The organism is Erythrobacter sp. S259, from assembly GCF_057364965.1.
On the sequence record NZ_CP200286.1, the window covers coordinates 2,025,571 to 2,045,133 of the forward strand.

Here is a 19,563-nt window from a genome sequence, read left to right on the forward strand (position 1 = left end):
CAATCATCCGCGATCAATTCGCTGTGAAAATGCGGTAGTCCCAAGGCGCCAATTTGAGCCTGGTATCGCCTTTAAATTCTACGTTATCCCGCCGCATTACGTCCTCAAATCCGCCATGATGGCGGGCAAACTCAAATGTCACGTCTTGGGTACGCGGTGAGAGGTTGAAGACGCCAAAAACGCGGGCCTCTCCCTCGCCCCTGACAAAACTGAGGACATCGCTAGACGCCGAATTGGGCACTTCGACCAAAGGCGCACCATAGCGGCCATTGTGCAGGGCTGGCTCGTTGGTTTTAAGTGCGATCAAACGCTCAAACAGCGGCGCGTGTTGCCCTTCCTTCCACTCGATCTCGTCCTTCTCGAAGAATGCGAGCTGGCGGTCCAAATCGGCCTCTTGACCATTATAGATGAGGGGCACGCCCGGCCCCACAAAGCTTAGGGCAATTGCCGCTTCGTAGGCTGGGCCGTAAATCTCTGATGCGACACCATCCCATGAATTCTGATCGTGATTGTCGGTGTAGACCATTCGCATCGCGGCGTGAGGCCACGTCGTCTTTTGCGATAGGTAATAGCCGCGCATAGCGCCCGCACCGCTGCCATCGGCGACAAGCTCCTGCATCGCCTCTTTCCAGCCCCAGCCATAGGTCGCATCAAACGCGCGGATGTGAAGATCACGCTCTTCCCATTCGGCAAGCATGAAGACGGGCTTGATTTCATCCAGTTCACCGCGTGCGGTCTCCCAGAAGTCGAGCGGGACGAAGCCAGCAACGTCTGCGCGATATCCGTCAATGCCGAATTCGCGCACCCAATAAGTGAGGCTGCCGGTCATATATTCGCGCAAATCGGTGTTGGAATAATCGAAGTCGGCGACATCGGACCAATCTGTCCCTTCGGGCGGCATCATCTCGCCTTCTGGGGTTTTGGAGTACCACTCAGGGTGCTCTCTCACGAGGGCATTGTCCCAAGCCGAATGGTTGGCCACCCAATCGAGGATCACTTTAAGGCCGAGAGAATGTGCCTTATCGACAAAGGCGCGAAACTCTTCCTCGGTGCCTAAGTCAGGGTTGATCGCGCGGTAGTCTTTGACCGCATAAGGGCTGCCCATGGTGCCTTTGCGCTTTTCCTCCCCAATCGGGTGGATAGGCATGAGCCAGACGATGTCGACGCCCATTTCAGCCAATCGCGGCAATTGTTCCTGCGCGGCTTTGAAGGTGCCTTGCGCAGTGAATTGGCGTGTGTTGAGCTGATAGATGACGGCATCAGCCGCCCAATCGGGCGACTGAACCTGAACCACATCGCTCGGCTCATACGAAGTCGTAGCAGCGGCGTCGCAGCTCGCCAGAGCCAAGGCAGCGGCGGCGCATGTCAGGCCCTTGGCGATCTTCATGCCGCCACCGATGCGTTTTTGCGCTCTTCGATAGCGGCGCTTGTGCCGTCGGTCACAAAGAAGGTCGCAATCGCTGCCAAGGTGAAAGAAGTTGCCGAAATCGCCATCGCGTAAATGGGCGCACCGTCGAAGAATGTGGTGAGCAGGAAGCCCAGCAAGGTCGCTGCGATCAGCTGAGGCACGACGATGAAGATGTTAAAGATGCCCATGTAGATGCCCATTTTCTTCGCAGGCACTGACCCTGCTAGGATCGCGTAGGGCAGCGACACTATTGACGCCCAAGCGATGCCCACCGCCACCATGGGAAGCCAAAGCAAATTGGGATCGCGGATCATCAACATGCCCGCAAACCCCATCGCGCCAATCGCGAGGTTGGCGGCGTGCAAATGGGTGCGGTTCATCTTGGCTGCGATGATTATGAAACCTAGCGCTGCCGCGGCTGCGATCCCGTTGCGAACCGAGCCAAGCAAGCTCCACCAATCGGCCGCGTCCTGATAGCCTTGGGTTGCAGGGTCTGGTGCCATGAAGTGGAACTCAGCCACCGCAGGCGTCCCGTAAATCCACATGGAGAACATCGCGAACCAGCTGAAGAACTGCACAACTGCAAGCTGGCGCATGGTTTTGGGCATGGCGAAAAGGTCGTTCACCACCTCCATAAAGCCGTTCTGATCATTGCCGCCTGATCGCATCATCCCGGCGATGAGCTGGATGACACCAAAGGCCGCGATAAGCCCGGCGAGCACATAGAGTTCTTGCGCAATCTCCAGATCGCCCAGCCATTCCGGCCTCGTGCCTCCGCGTCCAAAGAATACGAGCGCTGCAAAGGCAAGCCCGACTATGAGCCAGATGATGCCGTTTTGGTTGAACTGCGCCGAAGAGCGGCGCTTCGTTTCTGCCTCAATGCTCTCAATTCCCAGCGCTTCGTTTCTGGCCGCCTCGAATCCAGCGAGTTGCTCAGGCGAATATTCGCGCGTCTTGAACACTGTCCATGCAACCGCTGCGAAAAGCGCCGCGCCGCCGATATAGAATGCCCATTGCACGGTTTCTGGAATTTGCCCCTCGGGCGCGACATTCGAAAGCCCCATCCAATTGGTCATCATCCAAGGAAGCGCTCCGGCGATGACCGCCCCCACGCCGATAAAGAAGCTTTGCATCGCATAGCCCTTGGTCCGCTGTCGATCAGGGAGGTTGTCTCCAACAAAAGCGCGAAACGGCTCCATCGTGATGTTGAGCGCTGCGTCCATGATCCAAAGCATGCCCGCCGCGACCCAGAGCGTTGGGGAATTGGGCATGAGGAAGAGAGCCATGGTTGCGATGATCGCGCCGATCAGGAAATACGGCCGCCGTCTACCAAAACGCCCCCAGGTTTTGTCCGACATATGCCCAATAATCGGCTGAACCAGAAGGCCTGTCATAGGCGCTGCAATCCACAGGATCGCAAGCTCATTGACCTCAGCGCCAAGAGTTTGGAAAATCCGGCTGACATTGCCGTTTTGCAGGTCAAAGCCGATCTGGATCCCCAAGAATCCAAAGCTCATGTTCCAGATCTGACCTGCATTCATCGCAGGCTTGCGGCCCTGACCAGAAACACTTTCGGGCGCATTCGCGCTTGCCATTATTTCTCTCCCATACAGCCGCACTTGGTGATAATGTGATCTTGTCCCAAACACTCTGCGCATAACGCAGCTACCCCAGCTGCATGTGCGCGCGGGCAATCACTTTAAGCTCTCTCCCCTCAAAATGCCGAGCTTGCAAAATTTTGCAAGTTTCTTCGTTAGAATTGTATGGATTTTGCCATATATCGCTAGCTCCAATTCTGTTCTCGCGTTAATTAGTGTTTTTTTGCAGCATGTTAGATTAGACACCTTTCCTTTACGCAAATATTTGCAAATTTTTTCAGTTGATGGCAATTAGCGGCTGGGAGTGGATGAAATGAAACGAATCTTAATCGCTGGATGTGTTGCGACCTGCGTGCTTAGCGCTGCAACGCTCACCCCGATTTCTAACATTGCCTCGGCTATGGAAGAACCACCCGCCGAGATCGAAGCCACCTTGCGTGAGCGTCCGCCAGAAGATGAGGTGGTCTATTTCGTCCTGCCTGACCGCTTTAACAACGGCGATGCATCCAATGACACCGGAGGCCTTGAAGGGGACAAGCTCGACCACGGTTTTGAGCCTACACATAAGGGTTTCTACCATGGCGGGGACCTTGCTGGCCTCACCGCAAAGCTCGATTACCTCGAAGGCATGGGCATTACAGCAATCTGGTTTGCACCAATCTTCAAGAACAAGCCGGTCCAGGGACCGGAAGGCGACGAATCCAGCGGCTATCACGGATATTGGGTGACAGACTTCACCAGCATCGACCCGCATTTTGGCACCAATGAAGAGTTCAAAGCCTTCGTCGATGCAGCCCACGGTCGGGGCATGAAGGTCTATATGGACATCATCACCAACCACACCGCCGATGTGATCCGTTACCGCGAAGGCGAGGATTTCGGTTACGCCTATCGCAGCCTTGCCGATCATCCCTATTCGCGCCGCGTAGAGACCGGGGAAGCGATCAACGAAGGCTTTATGGGCGATAGCGAACAGACGACGGAAAACTTCGAAAAGCTGACCGCGTCTGACTACGCCTACACGCCCTATGTTCCTGAGGCCGAAGCCTCCGTAAAAGTCCCGGCATGGCTCAACAATCCGATCTATTATCACAACCGGGGCAGCACGACCTTCTCAGGCGAAAGCAGCCGTTATGGCGATTTTGCTGGGCTCGATGACCTTTACACCGAGCACCCCCGCGTCGTCGAAGGCATGATCGACATCTATGCCAGCTGGATCACCCGCTTTGGCATTGACGGCTTCCGGATCGACACAGCGAAACACGTCAATCCGGAATTCTGGCAGAAGTTCGTGCCTGCGATGCTTGCCACGGCGCAATCAGAAGGCATCCCCAATTTCCTTATCTTCGGTGAGGTTTATTCCGACAGCCCCAACAGTGGCCTCCTCGCGCAATTCACCCGGCGCGACGGTTTTCCCGCCGTGCTAGATTTTGCATTCCAATCCGCCGTGCGCGAGGCGATCGGCAAGGGCACGCCGCCTTCTGTGATCGTCGATATGTTCGATGGTGATGTGAATTACGAAGGCGGCGAAAAGGCTGCGCGCACTATGCCAACCTTTCTTGGTAATCACGATATGGGCCGCTTCTCGACGCTTATCCGCGATGACAATCCCGGCATTTCACAGGACGATCTGCTGGCCCGGGTTAAGCTTGGCCATGCCATGCTGATGACACTGCGCGGCAACCCTGTGATCTACTATGGTGATGAGCAGGGCTTTGTCGGCGACGGTAATGATCAGGCGGCGCGCGAGGATATGTTTGCAAGTGCGACGGCAAGCTACAATGACAACAATCTGATCGGTACTGACAGCACGACGGCTGGCGAGAATTTCGACACCGCTCACCCGCTCTATACGCTGATCAAAGAGCTAGCCGCTCTGCGCGGCAAGCATGCGGGCTTGAGGCGCGGAACACAGGTGGTGCGCAGCTACAATGATGAGGCCCCCGGTCTCGTCAGCTTTTCGCGCTTCGATCCTGCAAGCGGCGACGAATATTTCCTTGCCTTCAATACGAGTGCTTCCCCGCTTTCAACCAAGTCCACCATTGGTTATGGGACGCGCGCGTTGGAAACGCTCCATGGTGCGTGTCCCGGCAAAGTGATCGCTCCGGGAAGTGTGCAATTGGAACTTCCAGCGCATGGGTGGTGCATTGCTAAAGCGGTTGGGGCGTAGTCAGGTGAACCGGCAGGTTGATATTCTTGGGGCCTCGGGCAGCCAACAGTCCCACGAATGGTGGCGCGGAGCGGTGATCTATCAGATCTATCCGCGCAGCTTTCGTGACAGCAATGACGACGGCATTGGCGATCTCAAAGGCATTGCCGACAATCTCGATTATGTCGCTTCGCTGGGCGTTGACGGCATCTGGATTTCGCCCTTCTTCACCTCGCCGATGAAAGATTTCGGATATGATGTCGCAGACTATTGCGGCATCGATCCAAGCTTTGGCACGTTTGAGGACTTTGACGCGATCATCGAGCGGGCGCACGCGCTCGGCCTTAAAGTCATCATTGATCAGGTTTACTCGCACACTTCTGACGAACACGCGTGGTTCAAGGAAAGCCGAGCGGATCGCACAAACGATAAAGCGGATTGGTATGTGTGGGCCGATGCAAAGCCCGATGGCTCGCCGCCTTCCAATTGGCAGTCGGTCTTTGGCGGGTCAGCCTGGCAATGGGATGGCCCGCGCAAACAGTATTATCTGCACAATTTCCTGACCTCGCAGCCCGATCTGAATGTGCATAATCCGGATGTTCAGGACGCGCTTTTGGACGCCGCGCGTTTCTGGCTTGATCGCGGTGTCGATGGGTTCCGCTTGGATGCGCTGAACTTTTCCATGCACGATCCCGAGCTTCGGGATAACCCGCCATCTGGCGCGCCTATAGAGGAGATCACAAGGCCTTTCGACATGCAGATCAAGCGCTTCAACCAAAGCCATGAGGATATTCCGGCCTTTATTGAGCGTATTCGCAGCACCATCGATGAATACCCTGACCGTTTCACCGTCGCGGAGGTTGGCGGCCCGACACCGCTGGCTGAGATGAAGACCTTTACTGCTGATGGCAAGCGCCTCGATTCTGCATATAATTTCGACTTCCTTTACGCGCCTGACCTGACCGCTGAGCGGATCAAGGCCTCGCTTTCCAACTGGGACGGCACGCCTGCTGAAGGATGGCCGTCATGGGCATTTTCTAATCACGATGCGCCGCGCTCGACCTCGCGCTGGGCGAGGGAAAGTGCCAGCTACGACCAAATCGCGCGCCTATCGATGATGATCTTGCTGTCCTTGCGCGGCAATCCGATCATCTATCAAGGTGAGGAATTGGCACTGCCTCAAGGAGAGGTTGCCTTTGAAGATCTGCTAGACCCAGAGGCAATTGCCAATTGGCCGCACACTTTGGGGCGAGACGGCGCTCGCACTCCCTTCCCTTGGGCTTCGCGTGAGCCTCAGGCGGGGTTTTCCAATGCCAATCAGACATGGCTAAAAGTGGATACATCACAGGCGAGCCGCGCCGTTGATACGCAGGATGAGAACCCGGCTTCCGCCCTCAATTACACGCGTCAATTGCTTGCGCTTCGTAAGTCGCTTCCTGCTCTTCTCACCGGATCGAGCGAGATTTTGGATGCGCCCAGCGACATTATCGCCTTCATTCGGCGCAGGGGTGATGGTGCGGTGTTGTGTGCGTACAACCTAAGCGACGCGACGCTTGACTGGGCCCCGCCTGAAGAATTTAGCGATGCAAAGCTTGTCGCAAGCGAAGCAATCGGCCAGAGCATTCAGGGCAACAGCCTTGGACAAATATCAGGCTTGATGACACCCCAGTCGGGATATTGGGCGGTCAAAAGCGGCGGTTAGGCAAATGGGGGCCGAAACAAATGGCTAGCAAGAACGCACGGCTGGAGGACATTGCGCGCCAAGCCGGTGTCTCGATCTCAACCGTTAGCCGCGCGCTTAACGACAGCCCCGCCGTCAATCGTCGTACTAAGCAGGAAGTCTGGCGCATCGCCCGCGCGCATGACTACGATTTCCGCTCCACCATGCCCAATGGCCCGATTGGAGCGGACGCCACAATAGCGGTGATCGTCCCCGCCCCCAAGCGCGTGAAACCCGGGTGTCAGACCCGTTTTTCCTCGAGCTTTTGGCCGGCATTGCGGAGGCTGCACGCGACCGCAAAGTGGACCTTGTGATTAGCCACACTTTCCCGCGCACGGTGGAAGACCTTGAGTTTGCAATGACCACAAGCCGCGCGAAGGGCATGATCTTTATCGGTCAAAGTTCGCTTCACGATGGCTTTAACGAGTTGATCGACCGCGATGATCGCTTTGTGGTCTGGGGCGCAGATTTTGCCGATGCTTCGTACTGCACCGTGGGTTCGGACAATGTCGTCGGCGGTAGGCGCGCGACTTCTCACCTCATTCGTTTAGGGCGCGAGCGGATCTTATTCCTCGGCGACACTGAGGCACCCGAGGCAGAGCAGCGCTATCGCGGCTATCGCACGGCGTTGGAGCAGGCGGGGTGCGATATTGATGACAGCCTGACCTTGCCAGCGCATTTTGATGTGCAATCGGGCGAATCCATCACTCGTTCCGCCATTAAGCGAGGCATCAAATTCGACGCCATATTCGCCGCAAGTGATCTTATCGCCATCGGCGCAATGCGCGCACTTGCCTTTTCAGGAATTTCCGTACCCGAAGATGTGGCAGTGGTCGGCTATGACAACATCCCGGCTGCGCGCTTAGTCACCCCGCGCCTCACAACAATCGACCAAGACACGAACCTCGCTGGCCGGATGCTCGTCTCTAAACTGATCGACACCCAAGGTGGGCAGGCAATCTCTGAGCGGCTTGAGACAAGCCTGCTGATCAGAGAGAGCTGCGGAGGGTAAGCTCGTCCCCCTGCATCAATAGGGCCTCAATAGGGCCTTTCGCGCCGCCGCCCTTAGTCTGACACTGAAATGCAAAAGGCCCGCTGTCGCCAGCGGGCCTCTCTTTTGAACGGTTCAGAACGATTTAAAATTCGTAGGTCGCGCCAAAGAAGATGTTGCGGCCGAAGAACTGCAAGGTTCCTGTCTGCGCGCGCTGTCCAAAGAATGAACGCGTTGGCTCATCGGTGAAGTTATTGGCCTGCAGAAGCAGTTTCAGCCCGCCCAGAACACTGTCATCAGGGAAGTTATAGGAGACTTGTGCATCAAACACCGTTTCTGACGCATTGGTTACGATTAGCTCACTGATACCAATCTGTGGCGCGACAAAGCTTGTGCGATACCGCATGCCAACACGGGCACCGAAACCAAATTTCTCGTAATAGATCGTCGGGTTAGCGACACTTTCCGATAGTCCAGGCAAAGAGAGATTGATCGTCTCCCCGCTCGTCGCACTCTCAAAACCGAGATCGCTTTCCGAATAGGCGTAATTCAGAATGACACCAAATCCATCAAGCGGTTCGGGAAGAATATCCTGGAAGCTGTATGTGAGGTTAAATTCCAAACCCCAAACATATCCGCCTTCACCATTCACTGGCGCGAAAAGTGGCCCCGTGGTTTGCAATGGTCCCGTCGCATTCGGGTTTGGAACCAGGGCAAACCCTGCTTCGGCAAAGTCGAAATCGGGAACCACGCCGCCAATGATAAAGCTACGCAGATCTTTGTAATAGGCTGCAGCTGCGAAAATTCCATCATTGCCAAAATAATGTTCGTAGCTCACGTCCAATTGATTGGCGCGGAAAGGTTCCAAAAGCGGGTTACCGCCCCCACCTGTCGCGATGTTGTCGTTCCCAACGCTTGCATTGATCGCAGCTCTTGTATCAAAAGTGCTTGGCCGCGAGATTTGGCGCGTTGCTGAGAAACGCAAGAGATCGCTGTCCGACAATTCAAGGATCAGGTTCAATGACGGCAGAAAGTCAGTGAAGTCTGTTCCAGCCGAGATCAGCCCGGATCCATTGGCCGATGATTGATCAGTATGCTCGACACGCAGGCCAATATTCCCGCGCAGTAGCAATCCGCCCACTTCAGTGTCGATGTTAAGCTGCGCATAACCAGCATAAATATCTTCTGAATTGGTAAAGCTCTGATCTATTGTGAAGTCGAAGAACTCTTGGCTTGTCGGACGGCTTGTCCCCCCTTCTGGACCAAAGGCTGCATCGAAAACAGCATCAATGTCGAAAACCGCGAAATTCGGGAAACCGGCGGCTGCAAAGCTTCCTTCAAATCCGCCCGTAGTGACTTGGCTTGGGTCAGCGGGAAATGGCGTGAACGTATCGTTCAGGCCAAAGGTAGAGAACGAAGTGACCGTCCGCTCAAGGTCACGGCTCGAATAACGCGCGCCGAACTGCACATCGCTGAAAAAGCCTCCGCCGAACTCCCAGTCGAAATCAACCGCGACTGCGAACAGCTCATCAGTATCAGCTTGGGGCACGAGGAACTGGCCAGTAAGCAGGAATGTATCTGCGTCGGTAAAATCAATCTGCGAACCGTTCAGATTGATATTGGTGATAGTCGGCAAGTCTAACGCGTTGGTTTGGAACGTCGTCGAAAGAGCACCCGCGGTCGAGTTCGCCTCAATCAGATTACCCATACCGTCGTCAAAGAGCGGACGCGTGTTGATCCCACTATTGTTGAAAAAGCTGTCGCCGCGCGAGTAGCTGATGTCGAAAGCGGCCGTAAAGGTTTCGCTTACATCATATTCGAAATTACCACCAATGGTGTAGAGCTCGTCGGAACGGCCTTCGTCCTGGTTCACCAATTCTGTGCCCAGTGCAAAACCGAAACCATTCAATCCGACTTGGTTAGTAAAAGTACCGCCCGTCACTGCATCGCCTACAACAACCGGATTGGTGATCACTGTATCACCGCTTTGCGTGCTGAAGACGCGTAAACCGCGGCGGAATACATCGGAATCGAGCTGCGAATAATAGCCATCTATCAGTACACGGAAGTCAGATGATGGCTCCCACTCAATCACGCCGATAAGACCATCGCGCTCTTCACGGCCACCAAATTGGATCAATTCATATCCAAAAGAACGCCGGTCATCGATACCGTTGCCGTCAAAATCCTCACCAGCGGGCGAACCGTTATTTCCCGGTGTAGGGAAATCGAACTGCACGAAACGTGTGGCCACATTGGGCTGAGATAACCTTGCATAGCCAAGCGCAAGGCCGAGGGTGTCGTCCGCAAGCTTAGCCTGTATTGATGCGGAGAAGCGATAGCCGTCCGATCCTACGTCGGGACTTTGGCTTGCGCGGTCATTGTACAGACCGCGAAGGTTCACTGACCCCTTAAAACTCTCCGAGTTGTCCAGAGGCCGAACAGTTTCGAGTTCAACGCGGCCGGCAATACCGCCCGCAATCACCGACGCTTGCGGAGTTTTGTATACAGCAGCCTGACGGATCAGCTCCGATGGATATTGGTTGAATTCGATGATCCGGTCGCCACTTGTTGCAACCTGCTCCCGGCCATTGAGCGAGGCAGAAACCAGATCCTGAGAAAGGCCCCGAATGTTGATTGCGCTGGCTTGTCCACCAGTCCGCTGGGAGGTCACACCTGGCAATCGAGCGAGAGACTCAGCAATAGAAGTGTCCGGCAGACCTGCGATATCGTCAGCACTGACGACCTCCGCGATAAAGCCTAGCTCACGCTTTTCTTGAATAGCATTGACGACCGACTGCCGAAAGCCAGTTACGATAATCGCATTTTCTTCATCTTCGGTGACCTCAGTCGTGTCGCTCTCTTGAGCCATTGCAGGCGAGGCAACCGCGACAAGTGCGAGCCCAGTTGCCGCTCCGGCCAATAGCCGAGCATTAGCGGTGAAACGCTTCATTCTCATAATTAGTCCTCTCCCAATCGCATCGCGACTTTGCATATTTTGCATTTTTTTTCATAGCGCAGAAATAACGAGACGTAAAACAAGAATCTTTGCACAGCCTTTGATACAGTCTCTTTTGGCTATAATCTCTATAATACAGTATTTTATATCGGGGGAAACACTGAGGCGCTGACAATATTCGGTCGAGTACACTAGGACTGTGGCGACTTTGACACACACCGGATGTCGGAAAATCTGAATTCCTAAATTCCCCGCTGAACTCACTGATTTGAGAGAGCCAGGGATCAGAATTATGCTTTATATCAATGCTATAGATGCCTCTGGGATTTTGCCACCCAGATCTTCTGGGGTCCCTGAGGAGCGAAACTCATTCTTGGAGTGGCATGCAGGATCCGTTCATTCCAGCGGATCAGGTTCATGGCAGATATTTTATTCATCCAATCAGTACGTTAGAACCACAATCCTATTCTTACAGGAACTCGAGGTTTCTATCGAATTTTCACGTTTGCAAAAATTTGCAGACGCTGCTCTGCACTATTCTCACTTGATCGCACCCATTGGGCAAATCGGCCAACTTACACGATCCCCTGATCCTGCCGTCCGCAGGATTACAATCGGCCAACCAGCAGAAAAACTCAGCAAATCTGCGACTTCCTAGGCGGCGTGGACAAATTGGTTGACGTAGCGCTGGCTGATTGATTCAAGGCTGCCTTTTGGAGGCAGGCTTGAGCCGAGGCGATCTGACAGAGGTGGAATGGCGTGTTTTGAGGGATTTGCTTCCGATTGAGGCATCGAACCGTGGGCGTGGCAGACGACCTGAACATAACCGCTCCATCATCAACGGCATGCTTTGGCGGCTTCGCTGTGGCACGCCCTGGCGCGATGTCCCGCCCAAGTACGGCAATTGGAACACGATCTATCGGCGGTTCAGGCGGTGGAGTGAGGCCGGGGTCTGGGAGGCCGTGTCCGTCACGCTGGCCGAGATCATGGCAGACAGCGGCCACTACAGCATCGATAGCACCACGGTTCGCGCCCATGTTTCGGCAGCGGGCGGAAAAGGGGGACTCGTCGAAGAGCTCTTGGCCGCTCGCGGGGCGGGTTCACCAGTAAACTTCACTGTCTGGCTGATCGACGAGGACGGCCACTCGCCTTCCACCTGACAGTCGGCGAAGCGGCGGATTGCAAGGCCTATGACACGCTGATCGCCCTGCCAGAGCGAGTGCCGCAGGCGTTCTTGGCCGACAAGGGATACGATGCCGATGCCATCCGGGCCGATCTTGCCAAGAGGAACATCGAAGCCGTTATTCCGGGACGTTCAAACCGCCGGGTGAGGATCGAATATGACCGGTCACTCTACAAGAAACGCAACCAGATTGAGCGCTTCTTCGGTCTTCTGAAAATCAACCGCGCCATCGCAACCCGATACGACCAACTCGCAGAAAGCTTCCTCTCCATGGTCCACATCGCATCAGCCAGATACTGGCTCAAATTTGTCCACGCCGCCTAGTCCCACAGCAACGCCAAACGAAGCCCGAGGACTGTGCGTTCTATTGCTGTGTCAAAAGTATCGGTCAGCCCCGCTTCCCGCATCGATTGCGCATAGGGGAAAGCATAAGACTACGCACCGGCATCACAGTAAACACACCCTTGCCTCGCCCTTGGATAGAGCGGGTGATCAATGAATATGCCGGGGTCAATGCACTGACGAATATTAAACCGCGCGCCCTGAAGACCGCTCCTGTTCTGACGCAGTCGCGGGGCCAATACATCACGCAACCCTTGCGGTCGTTGCGCCCGGCTTTAGATTGTGTTCACTTGCATGGTTCCAACCGGGAAGATAATCCTCAAATGCCTCAAGAGCCTTGTCGGACAATCCAATAGGAATCGTATCGGAACCTTGAATCGGAATAGCCATTTATTCGACCTCCCGCATTTTATGCAAACGAGGAATGGCGAGGCCAACCTCCTTAATTGCCGCGTATAACTCGTTCGAAAAACAGACCGGCAATCGCCCCCTGATCCTGCGCTCAATCCAGAGATGGGCCGATCCAAAAACGCTACGGCGCAGGGCAGTTTTTTTGACGGCCTTATCCTTGTCTATCAGCCTGTACTCGCCATTTATGCATGGCACACAATGAGACGGATCACTTTCTTCCGGCGACAAACTGTCGAGTGTTTGGCCAACGAAAGCAGTGAAAAACTCCCTTTCACGGGCCGGTTTGTAATTCGTCTTCAATTCGAGCGGATAAAACTCATGCATGTTTGGCTCAAGCTCTTCGATAACACCCTTCAACGCCGAGTCGACGGTCAACGCCCGAGTGATTATCAGGGAACCCGCATTGAAAGGGGTCCGATGACACTCAAAAAATCTCGGCCATTCATGCTCGAAAATTTCATTGAATGCCGGCCAGTCCGCCTCACCTACCGAACCACGCTCAGCATGCAGCTTCCGCGACGCGTATCTGGAATAGTGCCACCCTGCCGAAAGCGGGTCATCGTAAACATCTTCAATCGCATGAGGGAACAATGCCTTCTGAACTTCAGGAGGCTGAGCGTAATAGTGTTTTCGCAAGCGCGTGTGCCAACCTGTCTCGCCCTCCTCCCCGGTACCCTCGGGCAAACCCTCCAATCGAAACCGACCCATAGAATACGGCCACAAAAAACCCCAAGCCATCACTCAGCCTCTCTTCACATAACAAAGGCGCACGAACCCACCGACGTAGGTTGCGCGATCAAATCTCAACAACTCGGCAGGTGGATGCGACCCCACACCATTGCTCCCAATCCCAAGCTGTTATTTTGACGCGAAAATTTTTCAAATCAAAGCAGTTCTAAATAAAATCGAGAAAATCTTTCCACACGACTGCGATGACGACTTTGTGCATAGGGGAAAGCGCAAGACTACGCGCCGGCATCACAGTAAACACACCCTTACTTTGCCCTTGGATAAAGCGGGCGATCAATGAATATGCCGGGGTCGATGCACCGACGAATATTAAACCGCGCGCCCTGAAGACCGCTGATCCGACCACTTTTGGAAGAGATGTAGTCAACCCAGTCCGTGGGCCGTATGATATCATCAAAAGCCATGAGAACCCCTTTTCAGGCTTTAAACTTGATCGCGCTTGGCGGTCCCAAACCCCGTGAGGCCAGAATCATTCAAAGCCTCTCCAAATTCATCGGAGCAATAAACCATGTTCCTGCTCCAATATGGATCACGCCAAAGATGCCGGTCACCGATCGCCTTGAGATCAAACACCGGCCTCTGTTGGGGCTCGACAGAGTGATCGAAATACCATTGACCCCGGCGCAGACCATCTTCCATCCGCTCATCAAAAAACCCTCGCCAGGTTAGGGTCGTCCTTTCTGGATCAAGGCTGTCGATCAAATTGCAGCACACAAACCAGTAAAACTCATCGAACGGCTCTGGGTGTTTTTCTGAATAATACATCGCCACGGGCAGGAACTGATGCACGCCCGGCTCAATGCTCTCAACCAGATCGCGAAACCGCGAAGAGACCAGCATCAAGGCGTTGTCGCCAAGGGCATAGTCAGGCGGGGCCTTGGATTTGCTCTTCCAAACCACCTTTGCGGGCGTTGTCCCGGGCACTAGAGGGTAGCCATAACCAGTAGGTAAGAAATCTCGCGCATCAGCATGCCGGTCAACCTTATCGGGATGGAGATACTCGGCTTTCGACCATATATCATCCTCGCCAACCACATAGTAATCCGGACTAGTCACATGGACGCCTACCCTACCGATTGAATATACCACTTACATTCCTCTATTTGCATGAACGCAGGCCAACACGCGAAAGCCGCGCGCGAACGCCGCTCGATATCTGCACAGATTTGGTGGATGCGACCCCACACCATTGCTCCCAATCCCAAGCCGTTACTTTGACACAAGAATTTTGAAGCTCAAGGCAGTTCTAAATAAAATCGGGAAAATCTTTCCACACGACTGCAATGACAACTTTGCGCATAGGGGAAAGCATAAGACTACGCGCCGGTATGATAGTAAACACACCCTTGCCTCGCCCTTGGATAGAGCGGGTGATCAATGAATATGCCGGGGTCAATGCACTGACGAATATTAAACCGCGCGCCCTGAAGACCGCTCCTGTTCTGATCGAGACGTGGAGCCAATACATCACGCAATCCTCGTGGACGCTCCAAATTGTTGGTGGGGCCGTTGAACGCCATTACACGCTCTCCCTCTTGGTGAGTTCAAGACCTGTAAATGCCTCAGACAGAAGAACTTCCCCGGCGGCTGAAGAACAATAAAGATGCTGTCGCTTCAAGTTGGGATCCCGCCAAAAGTGTGCACCGCCAATACGTTCGCTGCTGAATACGATCTTCGGGGGAACGCTGCGATCATACCCCGGAGGAAGCTCAGCGTCCTTCACTCTCTTTGGATGAAACCACTTCTTTCCCTTTAGCTGGACCCAAGTCGTATGCTCTCTGTCCACGCTGTCGATGCGATTGCACACATTCCAAAGCCATCGCTCAGCCAGCGGCTTCTTCTTTTTATCAACCACCTGCACAGGGAAGAACTGATGCACATCAGGCTCAAGCTCCTCGATGATCGACTTAATCTTGGCATTCACGCAGGGAAAAGCATGGGGATTGTCGCAGTCCAACAAATCCTTAGAGGAACTCCATTGCCATATGGTCGGCACGTGATCGTCAGCGATTGGCATTCCCAAATGATATCGATGAGTCTTGTTTATGATCTGAAGTCTTCGCTTTTCTTTAGTCTCAGGACCAGCAAGCTCTATTTCCATGGGATTGCCATCCAGAAATTCCTCAGAAGGCCACTGGTAGTAGGGCATCACAAAAGAAATCGAATAGACCATCAGTTCGCCCCTCCCGTGGGCAATGGAGGCTCAAATGGTGGGATACCACGCGCGCCCCTCAAGGGCCGCGCGCATGCGGCAACAGAACTCATACCTGTAAGTGGATGCGACCCCATACCATTGCTCCCAATCCCAAGCCGTTACTTTGACACAAGAATTTTGAAGCTCAAGGCAGTTCTAAATAAAATCGGGAAAATCTTTCCACACGACTGCGATGACGACTTTGTGCATAAGGGAAAGCATAAGACTACGCGCCGGTATAATAGTAAAATGCCCTTACCTTGCCCGCAGATTAAGGTACGGCCAATAAAAGTATCAGGACCAATGCACTGACGAATATTGTACCGAGTGAGAACACAGTTCGCCAATGTGCTTGCGGCTGACTGCCCATTCGCACTGAGTTTTTATATGGTCCTCTTTGCCGCAAAATTCTTTCTCAACCCTCTTCGCTGGCGACCCCGAACAGGCACACCGCTAACAGCACGGTGGCGAGAACGCCTGATGCGCCTGATGGCATGAAGCCGTCGGCGGTGATCGACATGCTTCGGCCAAAACCCATCACCACCGCATTGCTGATCATGGCGACGAGACCCACGGCCGCTGTCAGACCGCCCAGCGCTTTGCTGCCTTGCGCGACTTTGGCCATGCCGAAGACAAGCGCTGCCAGACCCAGCAGAACTTTCGCTGCGTTGTAGCCAAAAAAGGATAGGGCAACGATTGATCCGGCCAGTGGGGCGGTCTCTGGACTTGCCTCTGCGACCTCGCGGAAAGGGCCAAACTGCGTGAGGCCGATGCCCACTTGAAACACATTTAAAACCGCTGACATTGCGATGGCCGACCAGCCGAGATGGAGGCGCTTTGCCTGAACCAAAGCCGACCCTGCGAGCGCTGCCATGAGGGTGAACACCATAGCCTCAATCGACCACAAAGGGCCGCGGTCCACCTCAGGTGCCAGCACATAAAGCGCGGTGTAGACCGGCTGTGACAATGCAGCGAGAATGAGCAAGATAGCGGTGAATTTGACCGTGCGGCCGAATGTAATGTCCATGTAATTGGTCCCCTGTTTGAAAGCTTTCTGTTGTATTTTCGCGGGGCAGGCAAGCCCGGTTACACTTCAGGCGTGCATCGCAATCAAACCGAAAGGGATGACATACGCACCCTTGGCGTGCACAGTCTTTTGCAAGAATGATGAGAGGACCCCCATACCATGGCAACAGCCGCGCCCGCTGAAAGAGCCACCGCCCCCTTCGATGTGAGCGATGAGACGCTTTATGTTGAGGATGCATGGCGGGACAAATTCGCAAAGCTGCGCGAGGAAATGCCTGTAAGTTATTGCCCGGAAAGCCCCTTTGGCCCCTATTGGTCGGTGGTCACCTATAATCTGGTGAGCGCGGTTGAGCTGGATTGGGAGACCTTTTCCAGCTCTTACAAGAACGGCAATATTGTCATTGCGGACCCGCCGCCGGAAAGCAATTTGCCCAATTTCATCGCCGCTGATCCGCCCACCCATACCGAGCAGCGAAAGGTCATCACCCCCGCGTTCTCGCCCAGCCAAATGCGCACCCGCGAGCAGCAGGTGGTGGATCTTTGTACCCAGCTTTTCGATGAACTTCCTCAAGGGGAGACCTTCGATTGGGTGGACCGTGTCTCGATCCCGCTCACAATGGGGATGCTGTGCATATTGTTTGATATCCCGCTCGAAGAACGCCCGCAGATGAAGCTCTGGTCGGATTATGCAGGCGGGGTTTCCTCGGACAATATGAATGACGAATGGCGCGCTGAGTGGATGGCTCAGATGCAGGCGATGCTTGGCCGGTTTGACCAATTGTTCGATGCCCGGCGCGGGGAAGACCCGGCCGATGATCTGATCAGCCGCATGGTGCATTCCGATGCCATGGGCAATATGAACCCGTTTGAGCGGCTGGCGAATATTGCACTGCTGATTGTGGGCGGCAATGACACGACCCGCAATTCGATGAGCGGGCTTGTCGCAGCCTTGAATGATTTTCCCGGTGAGCTGGATAAGCTCCACGATGATCCCAAACTGATCGCCAATGCCGCGCAAGAGATCATCCGCTGGCAATCCCCTGTGCTCCATATGCGGCGCACAGCTATGGCCGACACTGAGCTTGGCGGACAGCGTATCGCCAAGGGGGACAAGGTCGTGATGTGGTATATCTCGGCCAACCGGGATGAGGCGGTGTTCGAGGGTGCGGACCGCTTTGATGTGGCGCGTAAGAATGCGCGGCGGCACCTCGCCTTTGGACACGGCGTCCACCGCTGTGTTGGGGCGCGGCTTGCCGAAATTCAGATCGGGACGGTGATCACGCAGATCGTTGAGCGGAACTGGCGCATTGTGCAAGACGGGCCGGTCGAGCGGGTTAAAAGCCCGTTTCTGCGGGCCTTTAGTGCGATGCCTGTTCGGATTGAAAAGCGCAGTTAGGCAAACTTGGCAGGGATCGCCGGATCGCTTGTGTCGAGGAGCGGGATCTCCCCTTCGCCTAGGCCTTCATAAGCCTTCGCCCATTGGCCCATCCATTTGGGGTCTTCCACCTTGCTCGGGTGATAGCCCGGCATAGCAGCGCGCAGCATAGCGGGGCCCGCGTGCCAGAAGAAGCGCGCGACCATGGCGTAAAGCGATAGGCGGCTGGAGAGCTTTCCCCAGCGCCCGTCGCGTTTCAGCATACGTTTATACGCCTTCCGGCTCATCCAAGCGACATGCCATGAGCCCATGATTAACCCCCATTGCTGCGCAAAATAGTTCCTGCCAAACAGATGTTTGTAGAGGTCATAAGCGACATTCTTGTGCTCGGTCTCTTCGACAAAATGCCACAGGACGAGCGATGCGACGTTTGTATCTGAACCTGCAAACAGGGCTTTGCGGTGCTCAGCAAGCCACTCAGCGATACCGATGGTCATCGTCTCAAATCCGGCGCTGTAAGCGAGCCGCCATTTGAGGCTGCGCTTGCGAAACTTGGCGTAGTCGCGCACCATCATCGCCTCGACCTCGGCAAGCTCGGGATAGCTCGCCTTCAGGATATCGTTGTAACGCCGGTGATTGCGATAGTGTGCGCCTTCCTGCCCCATAAACGCTTCAACCTCCGCTCTAAGCTTCGGATCATCGACATGGATAAGGGCCTCGCGCGCGGTCTTGATCAGAAACGGCTCAAGATAGGGCATGGTGAGCGAAGCGCCGTTGACCATATGGCTCCATTCCGGACGCGCCGCATTCCACACGGGGTCAATCCCTTCGTCAAAGCGAAAGGGGATGCGGCGAACGAGGATTTGCTGTCCAAGAACTTCAGAGGGGCTCACGGTGCGCTCCTGATGCAAGAATAGTGCTGCCACGCGCCCCAAAGGAGCAGTGCAAAGCCGACATGCACGCCGATCATCGCAGGCCAGCCAGACACAAAGATGATGTTATTGGTGAGGACGTCGCCCGAAAACGGCCCTCCCCCAAATTCAAGTCCGCGTGTGCCCAGCAAAGCGTTGGCAATCGCGGGCAATGTGAACATCCAGCCAAACGCCAAACACGACCAGAAGAGCACGCTTTGCGCCCGCTCGCCCAGCCGGATGTATGCCCCAGCGGCCCCTACCGCGATCAGGATCGTGCCGTTGGTGATGCCTTCCAAATGCGCCATATTCCACGCGCGCCGGTCGCCCGGAATATCGGCCGGAATATCCTGAAAGAACGGCCACAGATCGAACGCGCCAAGGGTGAAGAAGAAGTAGAGCCAGCCGGAGAAAACCGCCGAAATCAGCAGTCCCACACCATTGATCACCAAAAGCGACCGGCGGCGCTCGGTCAAAATATTCGTCCGACTCATCGCACTTCTCCCCGGTGCATATTCCTGCCCTTGTTGACCAGTTTTGCAGCTT

General features: G+C 54.8%; 15 protein-coding genes and 1 pseudogene. 6 read left to right on the plus strand and 10 right to left on the minus strand.

Features of this window, described 5'->3' with window-relative positions:
- Positions 1-13 precede the first annotated feature (13 nt).
- Both AC0V60_RS09625 and AC0V60_RS09630 read right to left on the minus strand, forming a co-directional pair.
- Positions 14-1,387, minus strand: coding sequence for an alpha-amylase family glycosyl hydrolase (locus AC0V60_RS09625; protein WP_486178255.1), 1,374 nt, complete (start codon positions 1,385-1,387; stop codon positions 14-16).
- Positions 1,384-3,003 (minus strand): MFS transporter, encoded by a 1,620-nt coding sequence (locus AC0V60_RS09630; protein WP_486178256.1) that lies wholly within the window; start codon positions 3,001-3,003, stop codon positions 1,384-1,386. The genes AC0V60_RS09625 and AC0V60_RS09630 overlap by 4 nt, the downstream gene beginning before the upstream one ends.
- 403 nt (positions 3,004-3,406) lie before the next feature.
- Here AC0V60_RS09630 and AC0V60_RS09635 point away from each other — a divergent pair, with 403 nt between their 5' ends.
- The 4 genes from AC0V60_RS09635 to AC0V60_RS09650 are packed head-to-tail and all read left to right on the plus strand — an operon-like array spanning position 3,407 to position 7,887.
- Positions 3,407-5,176 (plus strand): alpha-amylase family glycosyl hydrolase, encoded by a 1,770-nt coding sequence (locus AC0V60_RS09635; RefSeq protein WP_486179477.1) that lies wholly within the window; start codon positions 3,407-3,409, stop codon positions 5,174-5,176.
- Positions 5,142-6,857: an alpha-amylase family glycosyl hydrolase gene (locus tag AC0V60_RS09640; RefSeq protein ID WP_486178257.1), complete on the plus strand. Its 1,716-nt coding sequence runs from the start codon at positions 5,142-5,144 to the stop codon at positions 6,855-6,857. Before AC0V60_RS09635 ends, AC0V60_RS09640 begins: the two co-directional genes overlap by 35 nt.
- A 20-nt stretch (positions 6,858-6,877) precedes the next feature.
- A complete protein-coding gene (locus tag AC0V60_RS09645) occupies positions 6,878-7,189 on the plus strand; it encodes a LacI family DNA-binding transcriptional regulator (protein ID WP_486178258.1) in 312 nt (103 codons plus the stop codon).
- Complete coding sequence (locus AC0V60_RS09650; RefSeq protein ID WP_486178259.1) at positions 7,114-7,887, plus strand: substrate-binding domain-containing protein; 774 nt, start codon at positions 7,114-7,116, stop codon at positions 7,885-7,887. The genes AC0V60_RS09645 and AC0V60_RS09650 overlap by 76 nt, the downstream gene beginning before the upstream one ends.
- Positions 7,888-8,011: 124 nt before the next feature.
- Here the strand turns inward: AC0V60_RS09650 and AC0V60_RS09655 are convergent, their stop codons facing one another.
- Complete coding sequence (locus tag AC0V60_RS09655) at positions 8,012-10,819, minus strand: TonB-dependent receptor (RefSeq protein WP_486178260.1); 2,808 nt, start codon at positions 10,817-10,819, stop codon at positions 8,012-8,014.
- Between the two features lie 755 nt (positions 10,820-11,574).
- Here AC0V60_RS09655 and AC0V60_RS09660 point away from each other — a divergent pair.
- Positions 11,575-12,332 (plus strand): annotated as a pseudogene (locus AC0V60_RS09660) (IS5 family transposase).
- Positions 12,333-12,593: 261 nt separating this feature from the next.
- Here the strand turns inward: AC0V60_RS09660 and AC0V60_RS09665 are convergent.
- From AC0V60_RS09665 to AC0V60_RS09685, 5 genes are all read right to left on the minus strand, one after another.
- Positions 12,594-12,740, minus strand: a complete 147-nt coding sequence (locus AC0V60_RS09665; RefSeq protein ID WP_486178261.1) for a hypothetical protein — start codon at positions 12,738-12,740, stop codon at positions 12,594-12,596.
- Positions 12,741-13,499, minus strand: coding sequence for a hypothetical protein (locus AC0V60_RS09670; protein WP_486178262.1), 759 nt, complete (start codon positions 13,497-13,499; stop codon positions 12,741-12,743).
- Positions 13,500-13,934: 435 nt separating this feature from the next.
- Entirely contained in the window at positions 13,935-14,567 is a 633-nt protein-coding gene (locus AC0V60_RS09675; protein WP_486178263.1) for an imm11 family protein, read from the minus strand.
- Between the two features lie 463 nt (positions 14,568-15,030).
- Positions 15,031-15,684, minus strand: coding sequence for an imm11 family protein (locus AC0V60_RS09680; RefSeq protein WP_486178264.1), 654 nt, complete (start codon positions 15,682-15,684; stop codon positions 15,031-15,033).
- Positions 15,685-16,120: 436 nt separating this feature from the next.
- Complete coding sequence (locus tag AC0V60_RS09685) at positions 16,121-16,732, minus strand: thiamine biosynthesis protein ThiC (protein WP_486178265.1); 612 nt, start codon at positions 16,730-16,732, stop codon at positions 16,121-16,123.
- A 159-nt stretch (positions 16,733-16,891) separates the two neighbouring features.
- On the opposite strand from AC0V60_RS09685, the gene AC0V60_RS09690 reads away from it, so the two are divergent.
- On the plus strand, positions 16,892-18,127 hold the full coding sequence (locus AC0V60_RS09690) for a cytochrome P450 (protein ID WP_486178266.1): 1,236 nt from the start codon (positions 16,892-16,894) through the stop codon (positions 18,125-18,127).
- Here AC0V60_RS09690 and AC0V60_RS09695 read toward each other — a convergent pair.
- On the minus strand, positions 18,124-18,999 hold the full coding sequence (locus AC0V60_RS09695) for a metal-dependent hydrolase (protein ID WP_486178267.1): 876 nt from the start codon (positions 18,997-18,999) through the stop codon (positions 18,124-18,126). The two genes, AC0V60_RS09690 and AC0V60_RS09695, sit on opposite strands and share 4 nt — an antisense overlap.
- On the minus strand, positions 18,996-19,511 hold the full coding sequence (locus tag AC0V60_RS09700; protein ID WP_486178268.1) for a styrene oxide isomerase: 516 nt from the start codon (positions 19,509-19,511) through the stop codon (positions 18,996-18,998). The genes AC0V60_RS09695 and AC0V60_RS09700 overlap by 4 nt, the downstream gene beginning before the upstream one ends.
- Positions 19,512-19,563: the final 52 nt, after the last annotated feature.